General features: G+C 73.2%; 26 protein-coding genes. 10 read left to right on the top strand and 16 right to left on the bottom strand.

What is annotated here, in order from left to right:
- Positions 1-146: 146 nt before the first annotated feature.
- Positions 147-1388 (bottom strand): geranylgeranyl reductase family protein, encoded by a 1242-nt coding sequence (locus ACGF3H_RS24570; protein ID WP_362487300.1) that lies wholly within the window; start codon positions 1386-1388, stop codon positions 147-149.
- Positions 1389-1617: 229 nt separating this feature from the next.
- Between ACGF3H_RS24570 and ACGF3H_RS24565 the strand changes: the two genes are divergently transcribed.
- Entirely contained in the window at positions 1618-2973 is a 1356-nt protein-coding gene (locus tag ACGF3H_RS24565; RefSeq protein ID WP_362487302.1) for a dipeptidase, read from the top strand.
- Between the two features lie 114 nt (positions 2974-3087).
- Here ACGF3H_RS24565 and ACGF3H_RS24560 read toward each other — a convergent pair whose 3' ends face one another.
- Complete coding sequence (locus ACGF3H_RS24560; protein ID WP_362487304.1) at positions 3088-4128, bottom strand: NUDIX hydrolase; 1041 nt, start codon at positions 4126-4128, stop codon at positions 3088-3090.
- A 350-nt stretch (positions 4129-4478) separates the two neighbouring features.
- Positions 4479-4676 carry a hypothetical protein gene (locus ACGF3H_RS24555; protein ID WP_362487306.1) on the bottom strand — a complete coding sequence of 66 codons (198 nt, stop codon included), beginning with the start codon at positions 4674-4676 and terminating at the stop codon, positions 4479-4481.
- A 217-nt stretch (positions 4677-4893) separates the two neighbouring features.
- Here ACGF3H_RS24555 and ACGF3H_RS24550 point away from each other — a divergent pair, with 217 nt between their 5' ends.
- Positions 4894-6924: an NPCBM/NEW2 domain-containing protein gene (locus ACGF3H_RS24550; RefSeq protein WP_362487309.1), complete on the top strand. Its 2031-nt coding sequence runs from the start codon at positions 4894-4896 to the stop codon at positions 6922-6924.
- 16 nt (positions 6925-6940) lie between these two features.
- Here the strand turns inward: ACGF3H_RS24550 and ACGF3H_RS24545 are convergent, their stop codons facing one another.
- Entirely contained in the window at positions 6941-7894 is a 954-nt protein-coding gene (locus ACGF3H_RS24545; protein ID WP_362487311.1) for an ROK family protein, read from the bottom strand.
- A 211-nt stretch (positions 7895-8105) separates the two neighbouring features.
- Between ACGF3H_RS24545 and ACGF3H_RS24540 the strand changes: the two genes are divergently transcribed.
- Positions 8106-9182, top strand: a complete 1077-nt coding sequence (locus ACGF3H_RS24540; protein WP_362487312.1) for a LacI family DNA-binding transcriptional regulator — start codon at positions 8106-8108, stop codon at positions 9180-9182.
- 181 nt (positions 9183-9363) lie between these two features.
- A complete protein-coding gene (locus ACGF3H_RS24535; protein ID WP_362487860.1) occupies positions 9364-10137 on the top strand; it encodes a hypothetical protein in 774 nt (257 codons plus the stop codon).
- Here ACGF3H_RS24535 and ACGF3H_RS24530 read toward each other — a convergent pair.
- The 5 genes from ACGF3H_RS24530 to ACGF3H_RS24510 all read right to left on the bottom strand — a co-directional run bounded on the left by ACGF3H_RS24530 (position 10118) and on the right by ACGF3H_RS24510 (position 14657).
- On the bottom strand, positions 10118-11416 hold the full coding sequence (locus tag ACGF3H_RS24530) for a DUF6986 family protein (RefSeq protein WP_362487314.1): 1299 nt from the start codon (positions 11414-11416) through the stop codon (positions 10118-10120). The two genes, ACGF3H_RS24535 and ACGF3H_RS24530, sit on opposite strands and share 20 nt — an antisense overlap.
- 184 nt (positions 11417-11600) lie before the next feature.
- Entirely contained in the window at positions 11601-12563 is a 963-nt protein-coding gene (locus ACGF3H_RS24525) for an electron transfer flavoprotein subunit alpha/FixB family protein (RefSeq protein WP_362487316.1), read from the bottom strand.
- 55 nt (positions 12564-12618) lie between these two features.
- Positions 12619-13407 carry an electron transfer flavoprotein subunit beta/FixA family protein gene (locus tag ACGF3H_RS24520; protein ID WP_362487318.1) on the bottom strand — a complete coding sequence of 263 codons (789 nt, stop codon included), beginning with the start codon at positions 13405-13407 and terminating at the stop codon, positions 12619-12621.
- A gap of 240 nt (positions 13408-13647) precedes the next feature.
- The gene (locus tag ACGF3H_RS24515; RefSeq protein ID WP_362487320.1) at positions 13648-14163 is read right to left on the bottom strand and encodes a flavin reductase family protein; all 516 of its coding nucleotides are present in this window, start codon (positions 14161-14163) and stop codon (positions 13648-13650) included.
- 146 nt (positions 14164-14309) lie between these two features.
- The gene (locus ACGF3H_RS24510; protein WP_362487321.1) at positions 14310-14657 is read right to left on the bottom strand and encodes a thioredoxin family protein; all 348 of its coding nucleotides are present in this window, start codon (positions 14655-14657) and stop codon (positions 14310-14312) included.
- Between the two features lie 289 nt (positions 14658-14946).
- Here ACGF3H_RS24510 and ACGF3H_RS24505 point away from each other — a divergent pair, with 289 nt between their 5' ends.
- On the top strand, positions 14947-15675 hold the full coding sequence (locus ACGF3H_RS24505; RefSeq protein WP_362487322.1) for a lysophospholipid acyltransferase family protein: 729 nt from the start codon (positions 14947-14949) through the stop codon (positions 15673-15675).
- A 10-nt stretch (positions 15676-15685) separates the two neighbouring features.
- Here the strand turns inward: ACGF3H_RS24505 and ACGF3H_RS24500 are convergent, their stop codons facing one another.
- The 4 genes from ACGF3H_RS24500 to ACGF3H_RS24485 all read right to left on the bottom strand — a co-directional run bounded on the left by ACGF3H_RS24500 (position 15686) and on the right by ACGF3H_RS24485 (position 19615).
- A complete protein-coding gene (locus ACGF3H_RS24500) occupies positions 15686-16258 on the bottom strand; it encodes a transglutaminase family protein (RefSeq protein ID WP_362487324.1) in 573 nt (190 codons plus the stop codon).
- An 86-nt stretch (positions 16259-16344) separates the two neighbouring features.
- On the bottom strand, positions 16345-17415 hold the full coding sequence (locus ACGF3H_RS24495; protein WP_362487326.1) for a low specificity L-threonine aldolase: 1071 nt from the start codon (positions 17413-17415) through the stop codon (positions 16345-16347).
- Positions 17412-18158, bottom strand: coding sequence for an SDR family NAD(P)-dependent oxidoreductase (locus tag ACGF3H_RS24490; protein WP_362487327.1), 747 nt, complete (start codon positions 18156-18158; stop codon positions 17412-17414). The genes ACGF3H_RS24495 and ACGF3H_RS24490 overlap by 4 nt, the downstream gene beginning before the upstream one ends.
- A 59-nt stretch (positions 18159-18217) precedes the next feature.
- Positions 18218-19615, bottom strand: a complete 1398-nt coding sequence (locus ACGF3H_RS24485) for a DUF6421 family protein (RefSeq protein ID WP_362487329.1) — start codon at positions 19613-19615, stop codon at positions 18218-18220.
- Between the two features lie 228 nt (positions 19616-19843).
- Here ACGF3H_RS24485 and ACGF3H_RS24480 point away from each other — a divergent pair, with 228 nt between their 5' ends.
- The gene (locus ACGF3H_RS24480) at positions 19844-20527 is read left to right on the top strand and encodes a glycerophosphodiester phosphodiesterase family protein (RefSeq protein WP_362487331.1); all 684 of its coding nucleotides are present in this window, start codon (positions 19844-19846) and stop codon (positions 20525-20527) included.
- A gap of 30 nt (positions 20528-20557) precedes the next feature.
- On the opposite strand, the gene ACGF3H_RS24475 is transcribed toward ACGF3H_RS24480, so the two are convergent.
- The gene (locus ACGF3H_RS24475; RefSeq protein WP_362487332.1) at positions 20558-21097 is read right to left on the bottom strand and encodes a GNAT family N-acetyltransferase; all 540 of its coding nucleotides are present in this window, start codon (positions 21095-21097) and stop codon (positions 20558-20560) included.
- A 79-nt stretch (positions 21098-21176) separates the two neighbouring features.
- Between ACGF3H_RS24475 and ACGF3H_RS24470 the strand changes: the two genes are divergently transcribed.
- Together ACGF3H_RS24470 and ACGF3H_RS24465 are read left to right on the top strand one after the other, a co-directional pair.
- Complete coding sequence (locus tag ACGF3H_RS24470) at positions 21177-21569, top strand: VOC family protein (protein ID WP_362487334.1); 393 nt, start codon at positions 21177-21179, stop codon at positions 21567-21569.
- A 100-nt stretch (positions 21570-21669) separates the two neighbouring features.
- Complete coding sequence (locus ACGF3H_RS24465; protein WP_362487336.1) at positions 21670-22434, top strand: VOC family protein; 765 nt, start codon at positions 21670-21672, stop codon at positions 22432-22434.
- Between the two features lie 28 nt (positions 22435-22462).
- On the opposite strand, the gene ACGF3H_RS24460 is transcribed toward ACGF3H_RS24465, so the two are convergent.
- The gene (locus tag ACGF3H_RS24460) at positions 22463-23029 is read right to left on the bottom strand and encodes a MarR family transcriptional regulator (RefSeq protein WP_362487338.1); all 567 of its coding nucleotides are present in this window, start codon (positions 23027-23029) and stop codon (positions 22463-22465) included.
- On the bottom strand, positions 23026-24720 hold the full coding sequence (locus ACGF3H_RS24455) for an FUSC family protein (protein WP_362487340.1): 1695 nt from the start codon (positions 24718-24720) through the stop codon (positions 23026-23028). The genes ACGF3H_RS24460 and ACGF3H_RS24455 overlap by 4 nt, the downstream gene beginning before the upstream one ends.
- 179 nt (positions 24721-24899) lie before the next feature.
- On the opposite strand from ACGF3H_RS24455, the gene ACGF3H_RS24450 reads away from it, so the two are divergent.
- Together ACGF3H_RS24450 and ACGF3H_RS24445 are read left to right on the top strand one after the other, a co-directional pair.
- Positions 24900-25460 carry a DUF5134 domain-containing protein gene (locus ACGF3H_RS24450; RefSeq protein WP_362487342.1) on the top strand — a complete coding sequence of 187 codons (561 nt, stop codon included), beginning with the start codon at positions 24900-24902 and terminating at the stop codon, positions 25458-25460.
- A 151-nt stretch (positions 25461-25611) separates the two neighbouring features.
- Positions 25612-26292, top strand: coding sequence for a phosphatase PAP2 family protein (locus tag ACGF3H_RS24445; RefSeq protein WP_362487344.1), 681 nt, complete (start codon positions 25612-25614; stop codon positions 26290-26292).
- Positions 26293-26302: the final 10 nt, after the last annotated feature.

Genomic DNA, 26302 nt, shown 5'->3' with positions numbered 1-26302 from the left:
GAGGGTCAGGCTCCGGCCCGCCGCGAGCGGGGTCACGGCCCGGGGTCGTTCCCGAGGCGGGCCTGTCCCGGCCGGTCCGCGCTCCCACGGCGCCCGCATCCCGCGCGGGTGCGACCGGCTCACCGGGCCGGCGGCCACCCGGAGGGTCAGGCTCCGGCCTCGTCGGGCGCGGGTTCCGCGCGCCGCCGGTCCACCGCCGACAGGGCCCGCTGCGCCAGCGGGTGGTTGCGGACCAGCTCGCCCAGCGACGTCGAGCCCTGCGTGATGTCCCGGAACGCCTTCCAGGCGGGGCGGAACCCGGTCAGCGCCGCGTGGAAGAGCCCCGGACGGCGCTCGAAGATGGCCAGCATCCGCTTGCCCACGCTCATCTCGACGCCCAGCCCGGCCTTGACGGCGAACGCGTAGTTCAGGGCCTGCTTGCGCGCGTCCACGGCGTCGTGCGCCTCCGCGATCCGCACCGCCCACTCCCCCGCGAGCCGCCCCGAGCGCAGCGCGAACGAGATGCCCTCGCGCGTCCACGGCTCCAGGAGCCCCGCCGCGTCCCCGCACACCAGCACCCGCCCCCGGGACAGCGGCGAGTCGTCGGCACGGCAGCGGGTCAGGTGCCCGGAGGAGATGCTCGGTTCGAAGCCGGCGAGACCGAGCCTGCCGACGAAGTCCTCCAGGTACCGCTTGGTCGCCGCGCCCTCACCGCGCGCCGAGATCACCCCGACGGTGAGTGTGTCGCCCTTGGGGAAGACCCAGCCGTAACTGCCCGGCAGCGGCCCCCAGTCGATGAGGACCCGGCCCTTCCAGTCGTCGGCGACCGTCTCGGGCACCGGGATCTCCATCTCCAGGCCGAGGTCGACCTGGTCGAGCTTCACGCCGACGTGCGCGCCTATCCGGCTCGCGCTGCCGTCCGCGCCGACGACGGCCCGCGCCAGCACCGTCTCGCCGTCCTGGAGGACGACGGCGACCGTGCGCCGGTCGGGCACCGCCGACCCGTGCTGCTCGACCCGCGTCACCGTCACCCCGGTGCGCAGCTCGGCGCCCGCCTTCTGGGCGTGCTCGACCAGTTGCTGGTCGAACTCCGGCCGGTTGATCAGACCGAACAGCATCTGCTTGGAACGCCGGGTGCGCGTGAAGCGGCCGTTGTGGGAGAACGTCACCGCGTGCACGCGGTCCCGGAAGGGCAGGTCGAAACCGGGGGGCAGGGTGTCGCGCGAGGGGCCGATGATGCCGCCGCCGCACGTCTTGTAGCGGGGCAGCTCCGCCTTCTCCAGCAACAGCACGCGCCGCCCCGCGACCGCCGCCGCATAGGCGGCCGAGGCCCCCGCCGGTCCCGCGCCCACCACGACGACGTCCCAGACCTGACGCGTGTCGTCCGCCGAAGAGTTCTCGCTGCTCACGATGGTCTACTGCTCCGATCAAACCGCATGCCGCACCTGACCCCCGCATCCTACGGCGGGCATCGCCGCAGGCCACTGTGGGAGGATCGGCGGCGGACACCACCCGCACACCGGGAGGTGTCCTCACCCGCACGATCACCCGTACCCAGCGGTGCGCGCGCGGGCACTCACCAGCAGCGCCCGCTCGCGTACTCGTCGGTACAACGTCGTACCCGCAAGGAGCGTGCCCATGTCGTCGAATCCGGTCGCCGAGACGGTGTCCTCGCTGATGCCCAGGGCGAAGGAGGAGCTCACCGCGCTGGTGGCCTTCAAGTCGGTGGCGGACTTCGACCAGTTCCCGCGCAGCGAGAGCGAGGGCGCCGCCGGCTGGATAGCGTCCGCGCTGCGCGCCGAGGGCTTCGAGGACGTGTCCCTGCTCGACACGCCGGACGGCACCCAGTCGGTGTACGGCTTCCTGCCCGGTCCCGAGGGCGCCAGGACCGTGCTGCTCTACGCCCACTACGACGTGCAGCCGCCGCTGGACGAGGCCGGCTGGGACACTCCGCCGTTCGAGCTGACCGAGCGCGACGGACGCTGGTACGGGCGCGGTGCCGCCGACTGCAAGGGCGGCGTGCTGATGCACCTGCTCGCACTGCGCGCGCTGAAGGCGAACGGCGGCGTGCCGGTGCACGTCAAGGTGATCGCCGAGGGCTCCGAGGAGCAGGGCACGGGCGGTCTGGAGCGGTACGCCGAGGCGCACCCGGAGCTGCTGGCGGCGGACGCCGTCGTCATCGGCGACGCCGGCAACTTCCGGGTGGGGCTGCCGACGGTCACCTCGACGCTGCGCGGCATGACGCTGCTCCGCGTGAAGGTCGACACGCTCGAGGGCAACCTGCACTCCGGCCAGTTTGGCGGCGCGGCCCCCGACGCGCTGGGCGCGCTGATCCGCGTCCTGGACTCGCTGCGCGCCGAGGACGGTTCGACGACCGTCGACGGTCTGACGCCGGACAGCGAGTGGGAGGGTCTGGCGTACGACGAGGAGCAGTTCCGCCGGGACGCGAAGGTGCTCGACGGCGTGGAGCTGATCGGCTCCGGCTCCGTCGCCGACCGCATCTGGGCGCGCCCCGCCGTGACGGTGCTCGGCATCGACTGCCCGCCGGTGGTCGGCGCGACGCCGTCGGTGCAGGCGAGCGCCCGGGCGCTGGTGAGCCTGCGGGTGCCGCCGGGCGTCGACGCCGCCGAGGCCACCAAGCTGCTGCGGGCCCACCTGGAGACGCGTACGCCGTGGGGCGCGCGGGTCGAGGTCGAGCAGATCGGCCAGGGCCAGCCGTTCCGCGCCGACACCACCAGCCCGGCGTACCAGGCGATGGCGGACGCGATGGCGGTGGCGTACCCGGGCGAGGAGATGCAGTACGCCGGCCAGGGCGGCTCCATCCCGCTGTGCAACACCCTCTCGGCGCTCTACCCGGAGGCGGAGATCCTGCTGATCGGCCTGAGCGAGCCGGAGGCGCAGATCCACGCCGTGAACGAGAGCGTGTCCCCCGAGGAGCTGGAGCGGCTGTCGGTGGCGGAGGCGCTGTTCCTGCGGAACTACGCGGCAGGCTGAGCCCCGGCCGTTCACGCTCGTCCGGTTCCGCGCTCGACGCCACGGCGGACGGCGCTCGTCGGGAGACGTGGGCCGTCCCGGGCACAGGCGGGCGTACGGTGCGGCCGGCCGGTGTCAGCCGACGGGCGTGCCCGCCTCCAGGTACAGCGCCGCCCCGCGTTCCCGGGCCCGCAGGGCCCAGCGCAGGCGTTCGTAGCGGACCGGGGGCAGCAGGGCGGCGGCCTCCTCCTCGCTGACGAAGCGCCAGTCGCGCAGTTCGGGTCCGGGCAGCAGCACCCGGTCCGCCTCCGCGGCGTCGAGCCGGCCGCCGTCGAAGAGCAGGCGCAGGCCGCCGTAGCCCGGTGGCACGGGTGTCTCCCAGTCGACGACCAGCAGTGCGGGCACCTCGTCGAGGCGGATGCCGGTCTCCTCGGCGACCTCGCGCATCCCGGCGCGGGCGGGCGCCTCGCCGGGTTCGACGACGCCGCCGGGGAACTCCCAGCCGGGCTTGTAGGTGGGGTCGACGAGCAGCACGCGGTCCTGTTCGTCGAAGAGGAGGACGCCGGCGGCCAGTGTCTCGGCGGTCGGCTCGGGGGTCTGCACGATGTCGCAGGCGGGCACCTCACCGGTACCGACGGCCTCGGCGATGCGGGCGGCGGCCTCGTACGGGGTGAGGGCGCTCGTGTCGACCGGGTGGGCGTCGGCCGTCAGCCAGGAGGTGAGGGCGGCCCGGTACGGCTCGACGCGGTCGGACGGCCACTGTCGTACACCCAGGCCCCCGTCGGCCGCCTCGGACGCCTCGCGGGCGGCCGCCCGCTCCCGCAGGATCGTTTCCGCCGGTGCCAGCAGCACGTGCCGGACCGCTATCCGGCGGGCGGCGAGACCGCCGAAGATCTCGTCGCGGTACTCCTGGCGCAACAGGGTCATGGGGACCACGAGGGTCCCGCCGAGTTCGGCCAGCATCGCGGCCGCCGTGTCGATCACGAGGCGCCGCCAGATCGGCAGGTCCTGGAAGTCGCCCGCCTCGGCCAGGCGTTTGGGCGGCAGCAGGTGCGCGAGTGCCGCGCCGATGACCTCGGGGTCGAAGAGCGTGCTGTTCGGGATCAGTTCGATCAGTTCCCGTGCGGTGGTGGTCTTCCCCGCACCGAACGCGCCGTTGATCCAGACGACGGTCACAGGTCCCCCTCTTGTCTTGGCCCCCTGTGGCTTGCCCGCTCCACCCTGCCACGGAAACCAGGCCCAGTTGAGGGCGTACGACAGCGGCGCCGGGGGCCCCCCGCCCGGGGGGCCCCCCCCCCCGCGGGGGGGGGGGGGGGCGGCGGGGGCCCCCCCCCCGCCCCCCCCGGGGCCCGGGCCCGGCCGCCGGGGGGCCCCCGCGGTCCCCCGGCCCCCCTTTGTTCTGGCCCCCGGGGGGGTGCCCCGCCCCCCCCGCCCCCGAAACCCCGCCCCTGTGGGGGGCGACCCCCCGGGGCGCGGGGCCCCCCGGGCGGGGGGCCCCCGCCGCCGCGCGGTCGGCGTACGGCGCGTCAGGCGCTCCGCACCGGACCGCCCTGGTCCAGGGGCAGGCCTTCGGCGGCGACGACGTGTTCGACGGTGCCGAGCGTGTCGTCCAATTCGACGTGCTGGAGGGGGAGGTCGCTCGGGGCGGCGTGGGACGGGCTGACGGCCGCGACGACGAAACCGGTGGCCAGGGAGGCGATGGCGAGCATGCTGCGCTTCTTCATGCCTGCTTCAACTGCGTGACCGGTCAGGGGTCACGGCCGGTGCCCGTACGGCCCAAGAACCGCGTCGAATCACCATCACCCACCCTCTTCCAACAAAGCTCGACACGTCCTAACGTAAACGCGCAACGATGACGTGCACATGCCTTGGGGGCGTGTCGCCCCGGGCCGGTGCCGCGTTCGCCCGTCGTTCCACCTGCCGCGGATTCGGAGGAACGTAATGAGACGTCACCTTTCCCCCCGCCCGACCCGCAGGCCCCTGGCCGGGGCGCTCGTCGCCGGGCTGCTGTGCGCGGCGGGAGTCGCCGCGCCCGCGGCCGCCGGGGAGCCGGCCGCCCGGGCACAGCCGGCGCCCGCCCCGGACGACGGCCTCGCCCTCACCCCGCCCATGGGCTTCAACAACTGGAACTCCACGCACTGCCGCGCCGAGTTCGACGAGGCGATGGTCAAGGGCATCGCGGACATCTTCGTCGAGAAGGGCCTCAAGGACGCCGGGTACGAGTACGTCAACCTCGACGACTGCTGGGCGCTCCCGCAACGGGGCGCCGACGGCAAGCTCGTGCCGGACCCGTCGCGCTTCCCGAACGGCATCGACGCGGTCGCCGACTACGTGCACGCCAAGGGCCTCAAGCTCGGCATCTACACCAGCGCGGGCACGAGGACGTGCGACAGCACCGGCATGCCCGGCGCGCTGGGCCACGAGTACAGCGACGCACAGCAGTTCGCCGACTGGGGCGTGGACTACCTCAAGTACGACAACTGCAACAACCAGGGCCTGGACGCCGTGCAGCGGTACACGACCATGCGCGACGCCCTGAAGGCCACCGGCCGGCCCATCGTCTACAGCATCTGCGAATGGGGGCAGAACAAGCCCTGGGAGTGGGCGGGCGACCTCGGTCACCTGTGGCGGACCACCGGCGACATCAGCGACAACTGGGGCTCGATGCTGTCGATCCTGAAGAAGAACCTCCCGCTCGCCCCCTACGCCGGCCCCGGCAACTGGAACGACCCGGACATGCTGGAGGTCGGCAACGGCGGCATGACCGGCATCGAGTACCGCACCCACTTCTCGATGTGGTCCGTCATGGCGGCCCCGCTCCTCATCGGCACCGACCTGCGCCACGCCTCCGACGAGACCCTCGAGATCCTCGGCAACCGTGAGGTCATCGCCGTCGACCAGGACCCGCTGGGCAAGCAGGGAACCGTGGTCTCCTCCGAGGGCGGCCGCTGGGTGGTCGCGAAGGAGATGCGGGACGGCAGCCGCGCGGTGGCGCTGTTCAACGAGTCCGACAGCCCGCAACGGATCACCACCGACGCCCAGGCCGTGGGACTGCCGAAGGCCCACGCCTACACCCTGCGCGACCTGTGGCAGCACCGGAGCTACCACACGGCGGGCACCCTGTCGGCCACCGTGCCCGCGCACGGCACGGTCCTGCTGCGGGTCCGCGCCGACCGCGGGTGGGTCCAGCACCCGCCCGCCGTCGAACTCGGCCTGGAGGGCGGCACGCTGGTGGAGTCGGGCACCCCGGCCCCGCTCACCACGACGGTCACCGACCTCGGCCGCACTCCGGCGCACCGCGTCTCCGTGTCCGTGCGCGCCCCGGAGGGCTGGCGGGTACGGGCCACCTCACCGGCGGGTGCCGCCGTCCTCCCCGCGGGCCGGTCGCTGCGCACCGCCTGGTCCCTCACCGCCCCCGCGGGCACGCCCCCGGGGGCGTACGACCTCACCGTCGACGTGAGTCACCGCTCACCGTCCGGCGCGCGCGTCGGGACGGTCCTGCCGGTGACCGCGTCCGTGGTGGTGCCACCGCCCGCCGGGACGTCCGGGCTCGGCGACCTGCCGTGGCTGTCGGCCACCAACGGCTGGGGCCCGGTGGAGCGCAACACCAGCAACGGGGAGAGCGCCGCGGGTGACGGCAACCCGATCACCGTCGGCGGCGTGGCCTACGACGCCGGACTCGGAGTGCACGCGGCGAGCAGCGTCGCGTACTACACGGGCAGGGACTGCGAGAAGGTCACCGCCGAGGTCGGCGTGGACGACGAGAAGGGCGCCAAGGGCACCGTCGCCTTCCAGATCTGGGCGGACGGAACCCAGGTGGCCTCGACCGGGGTCCTCACCAACGCGATGCCGGCCCAGCCGGTCACCGCGGACGTGACCGGCGCCGAGGTGGTCCGGCTCGTCGTCACCGACGGCGGCGACGGCACCGACTCCGACCACGCCGACTGGGCGGCGGCCCGGCTGACCTGCTGACCCCGTCCGACGTCTCTCAGACCCCCGCCGCGGTCACGCCCGCCGCCCTGGTGAGCGCGGCCGCGGCGGCCCCGACCAGTCCCGCGTCCGTACCCATCCGCGCGGGCACGACCGCGAGGCGCTGCACGAAGGACAGCGTCGCGTAGTCGGTCAGGGCCTTGCGCAGCGGGCCGAAGAGCACCTCGCCCGCCTTGCCCACACCGCCGCCGATCACGGCGATGTCGATCTCGACGAGGGTGGCGGTGGCGGCGATACCGGCGGCCAGCGCCTGTGCCGCCCGCTCGAAGGAGGCCACGGCGACCGGGTCGCCCAGGCGGGCGGCGGCGGCCACGGCGGCGGCCGAGGCATCGCCGTCCGGTCCCGGACGCCAGCCGTCGGCGAGTGCGCGCCGCGCGATGTTGGGGCCGCTCGCCAGGCGCTCGACACAGCCGCGCGAACCGCACGGGCACGGGTCGCCGTCCAGGTCCACGCTGATGTGCCCGATGTGACCGGCGTTGCCCGTAGGGCCGGGCTGGAGCGCCCCGTTCAGGACCAGTCCGCCGCCGACGCCCGTCGAGACGACCATGCACAGCGCGTTGTCGTGCCCCCGGGCCGCGCCCTGCCAGTGCTCGGCCGCCGTGATCGCCACCCCGTCGCCGATCAGCTCGACGGGCAGGTCACCGGCGGCGGCGCGGACCCGCCGGACGAGGGGGAAGTCGCGCCAGCCGGGCACGTTGACCGGGCTGACGGTGCCCGCGGAGGCGTCCACGGGTCCGGCGCTGCCGATGCCGACGGCCGTGGCCCGTCCCCACAGGGGGGACGCGGTGAGCTCCGCCAGGACCGCGTCCACCGCCCCCATCACGGTCTCGCCGTCCTCCCGGGCGGGCGTCGCGCGCTGCGCACGGGCCTGGATCCGGCCGTGGCCGTCCACCAGCGCCCCGGCGATCTTGGTGCCGCCGATGTCCAGCGCTGCCACGAGGTCGGTGTGCATCAGAGTCGGATCTCCCCGTCAACCGAAAGAATGTGAGAACACGAGCGGGAGCAGCAGGCCGGCCGCGCGGTGGGGGGCGCGGGCCGGAGAGTGCGATGGACAGTGTCTCCCGCATCTGACAACGTTGTCCAGGCTCTATGCTCGACGCCACATCCTCATACAAGCGCATGAGCACCGCATCCCCGTTGCCGACAGGAGCCGACGCAATCCCGTGGACGACAGGACAGGACACCGCACCGTGCCCGACACGCCCCGCCGCGCAGAGCGGCCTCCCGGGAACCGCTACGGCAACCGGCCCACCATGAAGGACGTCGCCGCCCGCGCCGGAGTCGGGCTGAAGACCGTCTCCCGGGTGGTCAACGGGGAGCCGGGCGTCACTCCGGAGACCGAACGGCGCGTCCAGGAGGCCATCGACGCGCTCGGCTTCCGCCGCAACGACAGCGCGCGGGTGCTCCGCAAGGGCCGCACGGCGAGCATCGGGCTGGTGCTGGAGGACCTCGCGGACCCGTTCTACGGGCCGTTGAGCCGTGCGGTGGAGGAGGTGGCCCGCGCCCACGGGGCCCTGCTGATCAACGGTTCCAGCGCGGAGGACCCGGACCGTGAGCAGGAGCTGGTCCTGGCGCTGTGCGCGCGGCGCGTGGACGGGCTGCTGGTGATCCCGGCCGGGGACGACCACCGGTACCTGGAGCCCGAGCTCAAGGCCGGTGTCGCCACGGTGTTCGTGGACCGTCCGGCGGGGCGGATCGACGCGGACGTGGTGGTGTCGGACAACTTCGGCGGAGCCCGTGACGGCGTGGCCCACCTGATCGCGCACGGGCACCGCAGGATCGGCTTCATCGGCGACATGCCGCGCATCCACACCGCCGCCGAGCGGCTGCGCGGCTACCGGGCCGCCATGGAGGACGCGGGCATACCGGCAAAGGACTCCTGGATGTCCCTGGGCGTCACCGACCCCGAGCGGGTGCGCCGGGCCGCCGAGGAGATGCTCGCCGAGCCGCACCCGGTGACCGCCATCTTCACGGGCAACAACCGGGTGACGGTCACGGTGATCCGCGTCCTCGCCGAGCACACCCGGCGCGTGGCCCTGGTCGGCTTCGACGACATCGAGCTCGCCGACCTGCTGCGGCCGGGCGTCACTGTGGTCGCCCAGGACGCGGCGGCCCTCGGCCGTACGGCGGCCGAGCGGCTTTTCCGGCAGCTGGACGGCACCCTCCTGGGTCCCGAGCGCATCGAACTGCCCACCCGGCTGGTCACCCGCGGCTCGGGCGAACTGCCACCGGCGGACTGAGCGGCCCGTGGACGACGTGGAGGACGCCGGGCAGCTGGCAGGGTCGGGCGCGGAGGGCGCCGCCGGGAAGCGGGCGGCACGGGAGACCGGAACGTCCGAGGCCGCCGCCGGAGCCCGGGACGGGGACGATCCCGCGCGGGCCGAAGGGGACGCCGCGGACCGGACGCTCGCGGCGCTCGGTCTGGCCGAGGCGCCGCGGGAGCATCCGCTGCTGTATCCGGGGGCGTGGCCGCGGGAGTCCGGCCTGCTCGACGGCGACCGGCTGCTGCCGCTGGACCGGCTCGTGCACGAGGACCGCGCCCCGGTGCTGGCGATCGGCTCGAACGCCAGCCCCGGCCAGCTGCGGCACAAGATGGCCGAGTTCGGGATCGAGTCACCGATCCCGATGGTCAAGGCCCGGATCACGGGTGTCGACATCGGCGTCTCCGCCCATGTGAGCCGCATGGGCTACGTGTCCGCGTCGCCGGTCCTCGCTCCGGGCGTCGTGCGGGAGCTGTTCGTGCTCTGGCTCGACACCGAGCAGCTCGCCGTGATCGACGCGAGCGAGGGCGTGCCCATGGCGGCCGGGAACTTCGACCGCGCCTGGCTGCCGGCGCCCGACGTGCGCGTGGAGCCGGGCGGCGGCACGGTGCTGCGCGGCGTGTACGCCTACGTCAACCGGCACGGGGTCCTGCACGACGGCGCCGGGGCGCCCCGGCGGCACCCCGGCGAGCAGCGCCCCCTCCTCACGGACCTGCTGCGCGGATCGGCCCGGCTGCGAGAGCTCTTCGGAAGGACGCCCGAGGAGTTCTGCGCGCGGGCGCGGGCCGACCGGCGGCTGTGCGACAGGGGGACGCGGCTGTTCGCCGAGGAGCGGCGGGTGACGGCGTCCGGCCTGGAGCGGTACGTGGACTCCGGCCGGACGGACGGGCCGCTCCCCGGGACCCGGCCGCCGCCTACTGCGCCGATGCCGTGAGGTCGCCGCGCCGGGGCGAGGAGAAGCCCTCCAGGTCGGCGCGGGTCAGCCCGGTCAGCCGGGCGACCTCGCCCGTGTCGAGGGCGCCGCAGTCCAGGCCGCGCAGCAGGTAGCCGCTGAGGGCCTTGGCGGTGGCGGGCTCGTCCATGACGTCGCCGCCCGTCCGGTTGGCGTAGCGGGCGAGGCGGGCGGCGGCCTGCTCGAAGCCTTCGCGGTAGAAGGCGAAGACCGCCGCGTACCGGGTGGGGATGTGGCCGGGGTGCATGTCCCAGCCCTGGTAGTAGGCGCGGGCCAGCGCGCGGCGGGTCAGCCCGAAGTGCAGGCGCCACGCGTCGTGGACCTTCTCCGTGGAGCCGACGGGCAGGACGTTGGTGGAGCCGTCCGAGACCCGTACGCCGGTGCCGGCGGCGGCGACCTGCATGACCGCCTTGGCGTGGTCGGCGGCCGGGTGGTCACTGGCCTGGTAGGCGGCGGAGACGCCCAGGCAGGCGCTGTAGTCGAAGGTGCCGTAGTGCAGTCCGGTGGCGCGGCCCTCGGCGGCCTGGATCATGCGGGCGACGGCGGCGGTGCCGTCGGCGGCCAGGATGGACTGGCTGGTCTCGATCTGGATCTCGAAGCCGATCCGGCCGGGCTCCAGGCCCCGGGCCTTCTCGAAGGCCTCCAGGAGCCGCACCATGGCGGTGACCTGCTCCGGGTAGGTCACCTTCGGCAGGGTCAGGACGAGCCCGTCGGGCAGGCCGCCGGCCTCCATCAGGCCGCTGAGGAAGACGTCGAGCGTACGGATGCCCCGGGCGCGGACGGGGGCTTCCATGCACTTCATGCGGATGCCCATGTACGGGGCCGCCGTGCCCTGGTCGTAGGCCTCGGCGACGAGCCGGGCCGCGCGGGCGGCGGCCTCGTCCTCCTCGGCGTCGGACCGGTTGCCGTAGCCGTCCTCGAAGTCGATGCGCAGGTCCTCGATCGGCTCGCGCTCCAGCTTGGCGCGCACCCGGGAGTACACCGGCTCGGCGAGTTCGTCGGACAGGCCGAGGACGGCGGCGAACGACGCGGCGTCGGGGGCGTGCTCGTCGAGCGCGGCGAGCGCCCGGTCCCCCCAGGAGCGGACGGTGTCGGCGGCGAAGACGTCACCGGGGACGTACACGGTGTGGACGGGCTGCCGGGTGCCCGGGTCCCCGGGGTAGCGGCGCTCCAGCTCCGCGTCGACCGGTGCGAGGGAGGCACTGATCTCCTCGCCGACGGCGCCCGCGAGACTCGTTGCCACCTTCTCCTGCTGACCCATCCCACACTCTCCTATTTTCCGCTGAACGGAATCAATAATCCGTAGAGCGAAGTTATCTGCCGCCCCTGCCCCGGTCAACCGTCCCCCGGCCACCGCCCGGCGGACCTCTCCATCCTGCGCACACGACGAGGCCCCCGCGACCACGGGTGGTCGCGGGGGCCTCGGCCGGGCTTTCCGGGGACGCTCAGCCCTTGCGGGACTTCACTTCCTCGGTGAGCTGCGGGACGACGTCGAAGAGGTCGCCGACGACGCCGTAGTCGACCAGGTCGAAGATCGGGGCCTCGGCGTCCTTGTTGATCGCCACGATCGTCTTCGAGGTCTGCATGCCCGCGCGGTGCTGGATCGCGCCGGAGATGCCGTTCGCGATGTACAGCTGCGGCGACACGCTCTTGCCGGTCTGGCCGACCTGGTTGGTGTGGGGGTACCAGCCGGCGTCCACGGCGGCGCGCGAGGCACCGACGGCCGCACCGAGCGAGTCGGCGAGCGCCTCGATGATCGCGAAGTTCTCCGCGCCGTTGACGCCACGGCCACCGGAGACCACGATCGCGGCCTCGGTCAGCTCCGGACGGCCGGTCGACTCACGCGGCGTGCGCGAGGTGACCTTGGTGCCGGTCGCGGCGTCGGAGAAGGTGACCGACAGGGCCTCGACGGCGCCGGCGGCCGGGGCCGCCTCGACGGCCGCGCTGTTCGGCTTGACCGTGATGACGGGGGTGCCCTTGGCGACCCGGGACTTGGTGGTGAACGCGGCGGCGAACACCGACTGGGTGGCCACCGGGCCCTCGTCGCCGGCCTCCAGGTCGACGGCGTCGGTGATGATGCCGGAGCCCAGACGCAGCGCCAGACGGGCGGCGACCTCCTTGCCCTCGGCGGAGGACGGGACCAGCACGGCGACCGGGGAGACGGCCTCGACGGCGGCCTGGAGGGCGTCGACCTTCGGGACGACCAGGTAGTCCGCGTACTCGGCGGCCTCGTGCGTGAGGACCTTGGCCGCGCCGTGCTCGGCGAGGGCGGCGGCGGTGTCACCGGCACCGTTGCCCAGCGCGACGGCGACGGGCTCGCCGATGCGGCGGGCGAGGGTCAGCAGCTCCAGGGTGGGCTTGCGGACGGCACCGTCCACGTGGTCGACGTAGACGAGAACTTCAGCCATGGGACTTCTTCTCTCCTGCTTGCGAGATGTGAGGGGCGGTCGGTGAATCCGGGGCTCAGATGAACTTCTGGCCCGCGAGGAACTCAGCGAGCTGCTTGCCGCCCTCGCCCTCGTCCTTGACGATGGTGCCCGCGGTGCGCGCCGGACGCTCGGCGGCCGACTCGACGACCGTGTAGGCGTTCTCGAGACCGACCTCGTCCTCGTCGATGTCGAGGTCGGACAGGTCCCAGGACTCCACCGGCTTCTTCTTGGCCGCCATGATGCCCTTGAACGAGGGGTAACGCGCCTCGCCCGACTGGTCGGTCACCGACACGACCGCCGGCAGCGACGCCTCGAGCTGCTCCGTGGCGGAGTCGCCGTCACGACGGCCCTTGACCGTGCCGCCCTCGACCGACACCTCGGACAGCAGCGTCACCTGCGGCACGCCCAGACGCTCGGCGACCAGCGCGGGAACGACGCCCATGGTGCCGTCCGTGGAGGCCATGCCGGAGACGACCAGGTCGTAACCGGCCTTCTCGATCGCCTTGGCCAGGACCAGGGAGGTGCCGATGGCGTCGGTGCCGTGCAGGTCGTCGTCCTCGACGTGGATCGCCTTGTCCGCGCCCATGGACAGCGCCTTGCGCAGCGCGTCCTTCGCGTCCTCCGGACCCACCGTCAGGACGGTGATCTCCACGTCGTCGTCCGAATTCTCCGAGATCTGCAGCGCCTGCTCGACCGCGTACTCGTCCAGCTCGGAGAGCAGACCGTCCACATCGTCACGGTCGACGGTCAGGTCATCGGCGAAGTGCCGGTCGCCAGTGGCGTCGGGCACGTACTTCACGGTGACAACGATCCTCAAGCTCACGCCGGCTCTCCTACTGCATCGTCATTTCAGTGCTGCCTGCTTGCAGGCAGCATAGGCGCCTCAAGCGGCCGATTCCGGTCGGGGCGATCCGCGCTTCCACCCGGAACATTACTCGTCAGTACACCCAGTTCCTTCCCGCTAAGCAAGCGCTTTGAACTGTGACCTTCGCAACGCAGCGTAACCGGAACTCGACCGTTCCGCAGAAGGAGGCGGAGGAGCGGGAGGAGAAGCCCGGAAGCCTCAGTCGCGCAGGCCGTTGAAGCGTCCCTGGTGGTACAGCAGCGGGCTGCCGGCACCCGACGGGTCGCCGGCCAGCACCTCGGCCAGCACGATGCGGTGGTCCCCGGCGGGGACGCGGCCCACCACCCGGCACACGAGCCAGGCGAGGACGCCGTCCAGCAGGGGGACGCCCCCGGGGCCCTCGCGCCAGACGGTGGGTGCGCCGAAGCGGTCGGCGCCGCTGCGCGCGAAGGTGGCGGCCAGCTCCTGCTGGTGCTCGCCGAGCAGGTGCACGCCGACGTGCTCGGCCTCGGCCACCGTGGGCCAGCTGGAGGAGCCGGTGCCGATGCCGAAGGAGAGCAGCGGCGGCTCGGCGGAGACGGACGTGAGGGAGGTGGCCGTGAAGCCGACGGGTCCCGCGTCGCCGTGCGCGGTGATCACCGCCACCCCGGCCGCGTGCCGCCGGAAGACGGACCGCAGGAGGTCGCCGGAGCCGGTTGCGGTCCGGGGCGCGGCGAGGTCGGGGGTGACCGGCATGCGGGTTGTCCTTCCGCCGTGCGCCCCGGTCCGGGGAGGGGGGAGCGAAGGCATACGGGCAGGCTGACGACGGGTGGCGGACACAGTCAAATACGTCCCGGGATCCGGAAGCTGTGGAGAACGCCTCACCGGCGGCGTGGGGATGATCACACCGCCTCCCCCAGGGCGGCGATCACGTCCGCCTTGCGCGGCAGGCCGGCCGCCCGCCGTACGACGCGGCCGTCGGCGTCGAGGACCAGCACGGTCGGGGTCTTCAGCACGTCCAGCGCGCGGACGAGTTCCAGCCGCGCCTCGGCGTCCAGCTCGATGTGGGCGACGCCGGGGACCATGCCGGCCACCTCGCCGAGAACCCTCCGGGTGGCCCGGCAGGGGGCGCAGAAGGCGCTGGAGAACTGCACGAGCGTGGCGCGCGTGCCCAGCTCCGCCCCGAGGTCGGCCGCGTCCAGGCGCGGGCCGTCGCGCCTCTCGCCGTCGTTGCGCCCGCGCACTCGCACGTCTCCCGCTCCGCCGCCCTCGCGGCCTCTCGTGGGCGCGCCTCGCGGGCGCCCGGGTCGGTCGTCCTCAGGTCCAGCGCCCCGGGGCGGGTGAAGATTCCCGGTTCACCGTCGTGTTTCGGCCATCCGGCGGGCAATGACGTGATGAGGATCTCGCCGCGGCCGGGCACCAGGGCTGGTTCCCCGGCCGTTCTTGGGGCACGATCTCGACAAGCCGTAAACCTACGGCTGCGTAACTTTCGACTGGGAGTCCCCTTCCCAGGCAGACAAGGAAGGGTCCGACCCGCCCATGGCAGAACTCGTCTACCGCCCGGTCATCGGTCTCGCCCGCACCATGTTCAAGGTGTGGGACCTCAAGATCGACTGCCGTGGGTCGGAGAACATCCCGCGCTCGGGCGGCGCCGTGCTGGTGAGCAACCACATCAGCTACCTGGACTTCATCTTCAACGGCCTGGCGGCGCTGCCGCAGAAGCGGCTGGTCCGCTTCATGGCGAAGGAGTCGGTCTTCCGGCACCGGATCTCCGGGCCGCTGATGCGCGGGATGAAGCACATCCCGGTGGACCGCAAGCAGGGCGAGGCCGCCTACGCGCACGCCCTGGACTCGCTGCGGTCCGGCGAGATCATCGGGGTCTTCCCGGAGGCGACGATCTCCGAGTCGTTCACGCTCAAGAGCTTCAAGTCGGGTGCCGCGCGCCTGGCCCAGGAGGCGGGCGTCCCGCTGGTGCCCATGGCGGTGTGGGGCACGCAGCGGCTGTGGACCAAGGGGCACCCGCGCAACTTCAAGCGCAGCCACACCCCGGTCACCATCCGGGTCGGCGAGGCGATGGAGGCCCCCCGGGAGCAGTACGCGGGCGCCATCACCCGCCGTCTGCGCGAGCGTGTCCAGGAGCTCCTGGAGGCCGCCCAGCGCGCCTACCCGGTACGCCCCAGGGGAGCCGACGACACGTGGTGGATGCCGGCCCACCTCGGTGGCACGGCGCCGACGCCCGAGCAGCTGCGCACGGCCGAAGCCCACTGAGCCGGGCACATCAGAGGGAGGCGGGCAGCGTCTCCCAGAGGTGCGCACGGTCGGTGGCCGCCCGCAGCACGGCCAGCACGGTTGGATGCGGGACCGGGTACAGCTCCGGGCAGTCCTCCTCCCCCGCCGCACGGTCCGGCACGAAGGCCAGCTGCTCGCGCCCCAGGGAGAACCGGGCGTCCACGCCGGGCTTGTTGCCCCGGGGGTCCTGGCGGTGCCAGGCCCCGTCGAACCGCACGGCGACCAGCCCGTGGACCACGTCGAAGCGCTGGTAGCACAGGGCGGTCGGGATGTCCTCCGCACGCAGCAGCGCCGTGAGCGCGTGCGCCTTGGCATAGCAGATGCCGGTGCGCTGCTCCAGGACGTCGGAGGCGCGCCAGGTGACGCGCGGATCCCCGGCGTCCTGCGAGTGCGGGATGGTGTCGCGCACGAACTCGAACGCCAGTCGCGCATAGGCATACGAGTCCTCCGCCTCCTTCGCGAGGCGCCCCGCCACCTCCCGAACAGACGGGTGGTCATGGTCGATGACCTCGTCGGCGGCCAAGTAGGCGGACAGGTCAGGGTCTTTCTGGACGAGCTCCATGACGCCAGAGCATAGGAACGCGATCACCCGTCAGTCAATGACTTTTCAGGTGACCGCATACCTATACATCCTTCGGGTGGCGTCCTCTAGCGCGCCATCTCCTCCTTGAGAGCGGCGACGAACGCGTCGACGTCGTCCTCCGTGGTGTCGAAGGCGCACATCCAGCGCACGTCGCCCGCGGCCTCGTCCCAGAAGTAGAAGCGGAACCGCTTCTGCAGACGCTCGCTCACCTCGTGCGGCAGGCGGGCGAAGACGGCGTTGGCCTGCACGGGGTAGAGGATCTCCACGCCGTGCACGGCGCGCACGCCCTCGGCCAGGCGCTGGGCCATCTCGTTGCCGTGCCGGGCGTTGCGCAGCCACAGGTCCTTGGCGAGCAGCGCCTCCAGCTGCACCGACACGAAACGCATCTTCGAGGCGAGCTGCATCGACAGCTTGCGCAGGTGCTTCATGTGGCGCACCGCGTCCTGGTTCAGGACGACGACCGCCTCGCCGAACAGGGCACCGTTCTTGGTGCCGCCGAGCGAGAGGAGGTCGACCCCGACCGCGTTGGTGAACGTCCGCATGGGCACGTCCAGGGAGGCGGCGGCGTTGGCTATCCGGGAGCCGTCCAGGTGCACCCGCATGCCGTGCGCGTGGGCGTGCTCGCAGACGGCGCGGATCTCGTCGGGCGTGTAGAGCGTGCCGAGCTCGGTGCTCTGGGTGATCGAGACGACCTGCGGCATCGCCCGGTGCTCGTCGTCCCAGCCGTAGGCCTGCCGGTCGATCAGCTCAGGGGTGAGTTTGCCGTCGGGGGTGGGGACGGTGAGCAGCTTCAGGCCGCCCATGCGCTCGGGGGCGCCGCCCTCGTCGACGTTGATGTGCGCGCTCTCGGCGCAGATCACCGCGCCCCAGCGGTCGGTGACCGCCTGGAGCGCGACGACGTTGGCCCCGGTGCCGTTGAAGACCGGGAAGGCCTCGGCCGTCGGCCCGAAGTGGCTGCGGATCACCTGCTGGAGGTTGGCCGTGTAGTCGTCCTCGCCGTAGGCCACCTGGTGCCCGCCGTTGGCCAGGGCCAGGGCGGCGAGCACCTCCGGGTGGGCGCCGGCGTAGTTGTCGCTGGCGAATCCGCGGACCTCGGGGTCGTGGTGGCGACGCGCGTCGGTCTTCGGTGGGTTCACGGCTTCTCGGTCAGCCACAGACGGTTTCCGTTCACTTCCGCGGCGGGCTTCTCCCAGACTCCGGCGACCGCCTCGGCCAGGTCCTTGACGTCCGTGAAGCCCGCGAACTTCGCGTTGGGGCGCTCGGCGCGCATCGCGTCGTGCACCAACGCCTTGACCACCAGGATCGCAGCCGCGGAGGACGGCCCCTGTTCGCCCCCCGCCTTGCGAAAGTAGTCCGCCACGGCCAGCGTCCACGCCTCGGCGGCGGCCTTGGCGGCCGAGTACGCGGCGTTGCCCGCCGTCGGCTGCGACGCGCCCGCGGCGCTGATCAGGACGTACCGGCCGCGGTCGCTGCGCTGGAGCGGCTCGTGGAAGGCGAGGGAGGTGTGCTGCACGGTACGGATCAGCAGCTTCTCCAGGAGGTCCCAGTCGCCGAGGTCCGTCTTGGTGAAGGTCTGGCTGCCGCGCCAGCCGCCGACGAGGTGGACCAGGCCGTCGACCCGGCCGAACTCCTTCTCGATGCGGCCGGCCCACGCCCGGGTGGAGTCCAGGTCGAGCAGGTCGACCGTCTCGCCGGTGACGGTGGCGCCGCCGTGCGCGTAGCGCGCCGCGTCGACCGCCTCGGCCAGCCGCTCGGGGTCGTTGTCCGAGCCGACGACCGTCGCACCCGCCTCGGCGAGCCGCAGCAGCGCGGCCCTTCCGGCGGGTCCGCCCGCCCCGGCCACCGCGATCACCGCGCCGTCGAGCGCCCCGTTCCCCATGGTCCTCGCCTCCCGAGCCTGTGCCTGCCGAGCCTGTTCCCGCGTGTCCGTGCCGTCGCTCACGCGGCGGCCCGCTCGGCGCCGTCCCTGGTGATGCCCCGGGTCGAGGCGATCACGCTCTTGAGCTTCTTGGACAGTGCCTCGTAGAACATGCTCAGCGGAAACTCGTCCGGAAGCACGTCATCGACGAGTTTGCGCGGCGGCAGGGTCAGGTCCAGGGCGTCGGGGCCCTTGGCCCACTTCGAGCCCGGGTGCGGGGCGAGGTAGGTGGAGACCAGCTCGTACCCGGCGAACCAGTGAACGATCTTCGGACGGTCGATGCCGTCGCGGTAGAGCGTCTCGATCTCGGCGCACAGCTGGTTGGTGACCTGCGGGGCGCGCTGCCAGTCGATGAAGAGCTTGTTGTCGGTCCAGCGCACGACGTCGTGCTTGTGCAGGTAGGCGAAGAGGAGCTGGCCGCCGAGACCGTCGTAGTTGCGCACGCGCTCGCCGGTGACCGGGAAGCGGAACATGCGGTCGAAGAGCACCGCGTACTGCACGTCACGGGCCTGCGGGACGCCGTCCGCCTCCAGCTTCACGGCCTCCCTGAAGGCGGTGAGGTCGCAGCGCAGCTCCTCCAGGCCGTACATCCAGAACGGCTGGCGCTGCTTGATCATGAACGGGTCGAAGGGCAGGTCGCCGTGGCTGTGGGTGCGGTCGTGGACCATGTCCCACAGGACGAACGCCTCCTCGCAGCGCTTCTGGTCGTGCACCATGGCGGCGATGTCCTCGGGCAGTTCGAGGCCGAGGATGTCGACGGCGGCATCGGTGACGCGGCGGAAGCGGGCGGCCTCGCGGTCGCAGAAGATGCCGCCCCAGGAGAAGCGCTCGGGCGCCTCGCGCACGGCGATGGTCTCCGGGAAGAGGACGGCCGAGTTGGTGTCGTAGCCGGCCGTGAAGTCCTCGAAGGTGATGCCGCAGAACAGCGGGTTGTCGTAGCGGGTGCGCTCCAGTTCGGCCAGCCAGTCGGGCCAGACCATGCGCAGCACGACCGCCTCGAGGTTGCGGTCCGGGTTGCCGTTCTGCGTGTACATCGGGAAGACGACCAGGTGCTGGAGGCCGTCCGCGCGGTTGGCGGCGGGCTGGAAGGCCAGCAGCGAGTCGAGGAAGTCGGGCACCTGGAAGCCGCCGTCGGCCCAGCGGACGAGGTCCTTCACCAGCGCCTCGTGGTAGGCGCGGTCGTGCGGCAGCAGCGGGGACAGCTCGCGGACGGCCCTCACCACGCGGTCCACGGCCTCCTCGGCGGCGGCCCGCCCCGGGGCGCCCTCGGCGGCGAGGTCGATCGACCCGTCCTTGGACTGCCATGGCCGGATCCGCTCCACGGCATCCTTGAGCACGGGCCACGCCGGGTGCTCGACCACCCTGCTCACCGGAGGAATCTTCCCCTCCGCACCCACCTGCACAAGAATTTCCGTCATGTCCCATCCTCCACGGGAGAAGCTTGCGTCAGGACACCGTATGCATACGAGGTTTCTCCCAGCAAGGGGTACCCCCGTAAATTATCCTGCCTTACCCCGCCCATGACCGCACTTTTTCCTGCGGGGCACCACACTCCGTATACCGGGCGCGGCAGAGGGGAAACGGTCCCGCAGGGCCGTTAGGCTGCCGCCCTGCCATCGCCGACGTCGACGGAAGCGAGTCGAGCCTTGAACTTCCTCACCATCGGTCACCGCGGAGTCATGGGTGTCGAACCCGAGAACACCCTGCGTTCCTTCGTCGCCGCCGAGCAGGCCGGCCTCGACGTCGTCGAACTGGACCTGCATCTGAGCAAGGACGGCGCGCTCGTCGTCATGCACGACGCGGACGTGGACCGCACCACGGACGGCACCGGCGCGATCGCCGACAAGACGCTCGAGGAGCTGCGCGCGCTCGACGCGGGACGCGGAGAGCGGGTCCCCGTCTTCGAGGAGGTGCTGGACGCCGTCTCGGTGCCGTTGCAGGCCGAGATCAAGGACGCGGCGGCGGCACGGACCCTGGCCGAGGTGATGCGCCGGCGCGATCTGGTGGACCGGGTGGAGGTGATCTCGTTCCACGACGAGGCCATCGCCGAGATCGCCCGGCTCGTGCCGGGGGTGCGGACCGCCCTCGTCGCGGAACACTACGGGCCCGAGGTGGTGGACCGGGCCGTCGCGGCCGGAGCCGCGACCCTGTGCCTGGACATCAACCGGATCACGCTGGAGGTCGTGGAGCGGGCCCGCGAGGCGGGGCTGCGGGTCTTCTGCTGGACGGTGAACACCCAGGACCATCTGCGGCTGGTGCGCGCCCTGGGACTGGACGGCGCGACCACCGACCACCCGGAGATCAAGCGCACCGGCCGCTTCACGGCGTGAGGTCGTGACCTGACCCCGCGGCGTCGGGTCTCAGGCCAGCGGCTTGACCAGCAGCTCGAACCGCAGGTCGTCGCGCTGGGGGATGCCGAAACGCTCGTCGCCGTACGGGAAGGGCGTCATCTCTCCCGTACGGCGGTAGCCGCGGCGCTCGTACCAGGCGATGAGGTCCTCGCGCACCGAGATCACGGTCATGTGCATCTCCGTCACGCCCCAGGCCTCGCGGGCCTGCCGCTCCGCCTCCGCGATGACCGCCTTGCCGAGCCCCTCGCCCTGCAGGACGGGGCTGACGGCGAACATCCCGAAGTAGGCGTGCTCGCCCCGGTGCTCGAGCTGGCAGCAGGCCACGACGGCGCCGTCCCGCTCGACCGTCAGCAGGCGGCTGTCCGGCGACTTGAGGACCTCCAGCACCCCCTGCGGGTCGGTGCGCTGTCCCTGCAGGATGTCCGCCTCGGTCGTCCACCCGGCCCGGCTGGACTCGCCCCGGTACGCGGACTCTATGAGCGCGACGAGCGCGTCCACGTCGGCGTCGGTGGCGTCGCGGTAGGTCAGGGAGCTGGCGGCGGTGTCCATGGGGGCGTCTCTCCGGTTCGTTCGCGGGCGCGGCGCGGGCACCGATGAGCGTAACGTCCCGGCGTTATGCTCCGGACGCATGGTGCATGTACTCAGCAGCCGGATCCTGCTCCGCCCCACCGACCCCGACCGCTCCCGCGCCTTCTACGGCGAGCAGCTCGGCCTCGCCGTCCACCGCGAGTTCGGCACCGGTCCGGAGCGGGGCACCGTGTACTTCCTGGGCGGCGGCTTCCTGGAGGTCTCCGGCCGTGCCGAGGCCCCCGTCTCCCCCGCGCTCGCCCTGTGGCTCCAGGTCGAGGACGCCGCGGCGGCCGAGGCGGAGCTGCGGGACAGGAGCGTCGAGATCGTCCGGCCGCCGGTCGAGGAGCCGTGGGGGCTCGTCGAGATGTGGATCGCTGACCCGGACGGCACGCGGATCGTGCTGGTGGAGGTGCCGGCGGACCACCCGCTGCGCTACCGGCCCGGGATCTGAGTGCCCGGGACCGTAGGTGCCGGATGGCCGCGGTCCCCACCCGGCCTTAGCTTGCTGGAGGGAGGGGACGGTCTGCTGCCCGGTGGAAGGACCCGAGACGATGAAGCTCCACGAAGCGGTGACCGGTGGGCCCTGCTGGGCCGAGCTGGGCACCAGTGACCTGGAAGCGGCCAAGCGGTTCTACGCGAAGCTGTTCGGCTGGCGTCCCGAGACGGACCCCCGGCAGCAGGCGGGCGGTTACACGATCGCCCGTCTCGACGGCGCCGCCGTCGCCGCGCTGACGCCCCTGTACCAGCAGGCGCAGCCCGTCGCCTGGAACGTCTCGTTCGCCGTGGCGGACGCGGACGCCGCCGTGCGGTGGGTGACCGCGGCGGGCGGGACGGTGCCGCAGGGCCCGGTGGACGTGTTCGACGCGGGCCGGTCCGCGGTGGCCGTGGATCCGGCGGGCGCGGTGTTCCAGCTGTGGCAGGCCGGGGCCTTCCCCGGTGCCGGGCTGTTCAACGCGCCCGGCTCGCTGGGCTGGGTGGAGCTGCTGACCCGGGAGCCGCGCCGGTCCGCGGACTTCTACACCACCGTCTTCGGCTGGAGCGTCGACGCCTCCGCGCGCTACCCCCAGTGGGCCGTCGACGGCGCGGACTTCGGCGGCATGGTGACGATGGACGAGAAGTTCCCGCACGAGGTGCCCGCGCACTGGCTGCCGTACTTCGCCGTGGCGGACGTGAACACCGCCGCGGTCGACACGACCGACAGCGGCGGCACCGTGCTCATGGAGCCCACCTCCCTGCCCGACGGGCCGCGCATCGCGGTGCTGCGGGACCCGCAGGGGGCGATGTTCGGCGTCTACCGGGCGGGCGACGAGACGTGAGCCGGTGCGCGGCACCTCGCGGAAGGCGTCAGATCCGCAGCGCGTCCAGCCGCCCTTCCAGCCGGCCCAGCAGTGCCCCGAGGAGCGCGGCCAGCTCCTCCAGCTCCGCCCCGTCGACGCCGGACAGGACGGCCGCCTCGTAGGCGAGCTGATCGGGCAGGATGCCGTCGACCAGGTCGCGTCCGGCGTCGGTGAGGCGGACGTGGGCGACCCGGCGGTCGCGGGTGTCGCCGCGCCGTTCCACCAGAGCGCGCTCGGTGAGCTGCTTGAGCCGCTTGGTGACGGCGGCGCCGGAGGAGAAGGTCTCGCGGGCCAGCTCGCCGGGGGTCAGCTCGTGTCCGGTGCGGCGCAGCGCGCCGAGCAGGTCGAACTCGGCGCGGCTGAGGCCCGCCCGGCGCAGCGGGGCGTCCTCGGCCTGCTGGAGGAGGGCGGCGCAGCGGTTGATGCGGCCGATGATCTCCATGGGGCCGGTGTCGAGGCCGGGGTGGACGGCCCGCCACTGCCGGACCACGGCGGCGACGGTGTCCCCGCCCGGTCCCCCCGGTCCCCCGGTCGCGCTGCCCCCGGTCGCCGAGCCCCCGTCGGTTGCGGTCATGGCCGTACGTCCTCCGTTCTCGTGCCGGTGTCCCGGTCCGGACGCGCTGCCTGGCGTCGCACCGTTGCGGCGAGCGTACGGTGTCCGGCCTGCTCGGCGAGCACGACCCTCTCCTGGGGCAGGGCGCGCTGCCACCACTCGCCGGCCGCGGCGTCGGTCGTGGTGCGCAGGTCGGTGAGGGCGGCGGCCAGGGCACGGCGGGCCGCCTCCAGGGCGGCGGGTGCGGGCTCGGGCTCCGCGAGGAGGCGGGCGGCGCGCTCGCGGGCGCGGTCGGCGGCGGTCACCGCCCGCTCGACGCGGTCGCCGGCACGCCGGTTGGTGACGACGACGGCCGCGAGGAAGCCCACCAGGGCTCCGACGAGCGTGTCCACCACCCGTTCGGTGATCAGCTCGCCGGGCTCCTGGTAGCCCGCGAACTCGGTGATGAGCAGGGCCATCGGCGTCACGCAGACGCTGCCGAGCCAGTAGTTGCGGGTGATGAGGGCCTCGGCGCCGAAGTTGAGGGCGACGCAGAACAGGACGAGGAGGATCTGGCCCAGATGGGCGATCGGCGCGAGGGCGGCGAACAACAACACGCCGGCGATGTTGCCGACGACCCGCTGGACGGCCCGGCTCCAGGTCAGGGCCATGTTGGCCTGGTAGAGCGCCGCGGCGGTGACCAGGGCCCAGTACGGGCGCCCGATGCCGAGTGCCAGGGAGGCGTAGCCGGCCAGTGCGCAGCCGAGGAAGGTGCGCAGGGCGATGGGGGCCAGCGGGCCGAGTCGCTGCCGCAGCGGTGCGGGGCGGGCGGCGAGTTCGGCGTCCACGCCCAGCAGTTCCTCGGTCACCGGGGCGTCGTGGAAGTCGGCGGTGCGGGGGATGCGACCCGTGCCGCGCAGGGCGCGGGCCCAGTCGCGCAGCCGTTCGGGGTCCGTGTCGGCTGGCGCCGCGAGCGCGACCTCGGCGCGTACGACGAGGCGCTCCAGGGCGTGCCGGGTGGCGGCGCGGGTGCCGGTGGCGGGCAGGGACAGCAGGGTCTGCCAGGCGGACTGGACGGCGGCGTAACCGGCGGCCCGGGCCGCGGCGTGACCGTCGCCGGTGCCGCGCGTGCCGGCGTACGCGGCGGCGGCGTTCAGGGCCTGCGCGGTGGCGCGGCGTTCGGGGCCGTGCGGACGGACGAGGGCGGGGGCCATGCCGACGAGCCAGGCCCAGGCGCCTGCCGCGGCGCCCAGCGCCAGGTGGCCGGGGGCCTGGCCCAGGGTCTGCGGGACGAAGAGGGAGGCCGAGCTGATGAAGGTGAGCACCACGTTGCCCGGGGGACCGACGCGGGTGGCGTCGCACAGCGCCTTCTGGACGGCGGCCAGGACGGCGCCGACGGCGACGAGGACGACGGCGTCGCGGGTGAGCGACGCGGTGACCAGGGCGACGGCGACGCCGCCGAGCATGCCCAGCACCACCCACGCCAGGGTGCGGGCCCGGGCGGCGTACGGACGGTTGTGGGCGTAGAGCGCGCACAGGGACCCGGCCATCGTGTACATCGCGAGGTCGAGCCTGCCGAGCGCCAGCAGGAGCAGGTTGGGCGGGGCGATGGCGGCGACCGAGCTGAGGGCGGGTTTGAACCAGATCTCGGAGGGACGGCGCAGCCGCAGCACGCCGCTCAGGGACAGGCGGCGGCCGAGTGAGGTGCCGGAGGTGGAGGTCGCACTGCTCATGGAAGTAGTTTAGCAGGTGTTTTACTAGTGAAAGATGCTCTTGGAGAGGCGCGCGCGTGTCTCCGACCTGCTCCGACCCGCCGTGCTCCACCGAAAGCCCCCCGTGCACTCCCTTGCGCTCGCGTGCGCGCCGCATCGCCCGGGCATGCCTTGACCGACCGTCGAGCGGGGAGGTGCGTGTGCACGGACCGGCATCGTCCGGCTGGCTCCTGGTCGCGCTGTGCGCGGCGACCGGGGCCTACTGCCTGCTGCGGATGCGCAGCGACGTCGAGGAGCAGCGCCGCGCGGCCGGCGGCGAGGCCCTCATGGGATTCGGCATGGCCGCCATGGCCGTGCCCGCGGCGGTGTTCACCCCGCCGGCGTGGGCGTGGCCCGGCTACGCGCTGGTGTTCGGCGGCGCCGGACTGCGCGCCCTGTGGGCGGCCCGCTCGTCGCGGCACCACCTGCACCATCTCGTCGGGGCCGCGGCCATGGTCTACATGGCGGTGGTGATGGCGGGCTCGCCCGCCGCCGCGCAGGGGCACGGCCACGGGCACGGCGGGACCGGCGTCCCGCTGCTGACCGGGGTGCTGCTGCTCTACTTCACCGGCTACGTGCTGCTGACCGGCGTGCGCCTGATACCCGTCGCGGCCGTGGCGGGCGGCGGCCCGGCGGCCGGGTGGGGCGACCGGCCGGAGCTGGCGCGGGCCTGCCGGCTGTCGATGGGGATCGCGATGCTGGGGATGCTGCTGACCATGTGACACCGGGCGGCCCGGGGCCGGAGCCGGACCGTTCCGCTGCCCGGCCCTCCCCGCAACTGGTCGTCAGGGCCGTCACGTTGTACCCCCCTGGCGCGCGGATCGCTCGTGGGGAGAGTGGCCCCTCGCCCCTCGGGTCGGCGAGTATCGCAGCATGCACTCGCCACCCGTCGACTCCCCGCCCCGTCCGCCGCAGCACCGCACGGTCGTCCGCACGGCCTGGGTCCTGGCCCTGTGCTCCCTGGTGCTGCTCGTCCTGGTCGCCGCCGAGTGGCGCCCGTTGACCGGCATGGACGACGACATCTCGCGGACCACGCACCGCTGGGCGGTCGACGAGACGGGCGTCACGCAGGTCATGCGCCTCCTCACCGACTGGGTGTGGGACACCTGGACGATGCGCCTGTTGTGCGCACTGGTGGTGGTGTGGCTGTGGTGGCGGCGGGAGGACCGGCGGACGGCGGTGTGGCTGGCGGCGGCCTGTGTGCTGGGGAGCCTGCTCCAGCAGCTGCTCAAGTCCGCGGTGGACCGCCCCCGCCCCGTCTGGCCCGACCCGGTGGACTCCGCGCACTACGCGGCCTTTCCGTCGGGCCACGCCATGACCTGCACCTTCGTGTGCGGCCTCCTGGTGTGGCTGCTCCACCACTACGGCGCACCCCGCGGTGCGCGCCTGACCGCGCTGGCGGCGGCGGTGATCTCCGTGGCGGGCGTCGGCGTGACCCGCGTGTGGCTGGGCGTGCACTGGACGACGGACGTCGTCGCGGGCTGGCTCCTGGGCGCACTGGTGGTGGCGCTCGCCGTGCTCGCCCACGGGCGGTGGGCGCGAGGAACGCGGTGACGGCTCGCCC

This window comes from Streptomyces sp. NPDC048185 (assembly GCF_043202495.1).
Taxonomy (GTDB): Bacteria; Actinomycetota; Actinomycetes; order Streptomycetales; family Streptomycetaceae; genus Streptomyces.
The sequence above is the reverse complement of the archived record's forward strand: the minus strand, read 5'-3'. Positions and strand labels throughout refer to the sequence as shown.

Excerpts from the sequence above, each read along its gene's own strand:
- ACGF3H_RS24565 (WP_362487302.1), top strand. The coding sequence starts at position 1,618 with ATGTCGTCGAATCCGGTCGCCGAGACGGTGTCCTCGCTGATGCCCAGG.
- ACGF3H_RS24555 (WP_362487306.1), bottom strand. The coding sequence starts at position 4,676 with ATGAAGAAGCGCAGCATGCTCGCCATCGCCTCCCTGGCCACCGGTTTC.
- ACGF3H_RS24550 (WP_362487309.1), top strand. The coding sequence starts at position 4,894 with ATGAGACGTCACCTTTCCCCCCGCCCGACCCGCAGGCCCCTGGCCGGG.
- ACGF3H_RS24545 (WP_362487311.1), bottom strand. The coding sequence starts at position 7,894 with ATGCACACCGACCTCGTGGCAGCGCTGGACATCGGCGGCACCAAGATC.
- ACGF3H_RS24530 (WP_362487314.1), bottom strand. The coding sequence starts at position 11,416 with ATGGGTCAGCAGGAGAAGGTGGCAACGAGTCTCGCGGGCGCCGTCGGC.
- ACGF3H_RS24525 (WP_362487316.1), bottom strand. The coding sequence starts at position 12,563 with ATGGCTGAAGTTCTCGTCTACGTCGACCACGTGGACGGTGCCGTCCGC.
- ACGF3H_RS24515 (WP_362487320.1), bottom strand. The coding sequence starts at position 14,163 with ATGCCGGTCACCCCCGACCTCGCCGCGCCCCGGACCGCAACCGGCTCC.
- ACGF3H_RS24505 (WP_362487322.1), top strand. The coding sequence starts at position 14,947 with ATGGCAGAACTCGTCTACCGCCCGGTCATCGGTCTCGCCCGCACCATG.
- ACGF3H_RS24500 (WP_362487324.1), bottom strand. The coding sequence starts at position 16,258 with ATGGAGCTCGTCCAGAAAGACCCTGACCTGTCCGCCTACTTGGCCGCC.
- ACGF3H_RS24490 (WP_362487327.1), bottom strand. The coding sequence starts at position 18,158 with ATGGGGAACGGGGCGCTCGACGGCGCGGTGATCGCGGTGGCCGGGGCG.
- ACGF3H_RS24485 (WP_362487329.1), bottom strand. The coding sequence starts at position 19,615 with ATGACGGAAATTCTTGTGCAGGTGGGTGCGGAGGGGAAGATTCCTCCG.
- ACGF3H_RS24475 (WP_362487332.1), bottom strand. The coding sequence starts at position 21,097 with ATGGACACCGCCGCCAGCTCCCTGACCTACCGCGACGCCACCGACGCC.
- ACGF3H_RS24470 (WP_362487334.1), top strand. The coding sequence starts at position 21,177 with ATGGTGCATGTACTCAGCAGCCGGATCCTGCTCCGCCCCACCGACCCC.
- ACGF3H_RS24465 (WP_362487336.1), top strand. The coding sequence starts at position 21,670 with ATGAAGCTCCACGAAGCGGTGACCGGTGGGCCCTGCTGGGCCGAGCTG.
- ACGF3H_RS24460 (WP_362487338.1), bottom strand. The coding sequence starts at position 23,029 with ATGACCGCAACCGACGGGGGCTCGGCGACCGGGGGCAGCGCGACCGGG.
- ACGF3H_RS24455 (WP_362487340.1), bottom strand. The coding sequence starts at position 24,720 with ATGAGCAGTGCGACCTCCACCTCCGGCACCTCACTCGGCCGCCGCCTG.
- ACGF3H_RS24445 (WP_362487344.1), top strand. The coding sequence starts at position 25,612 with ATGCACTCGCCACCCGTCGACTCCCCGCCCCGTCCGCCGCAGCACCGC.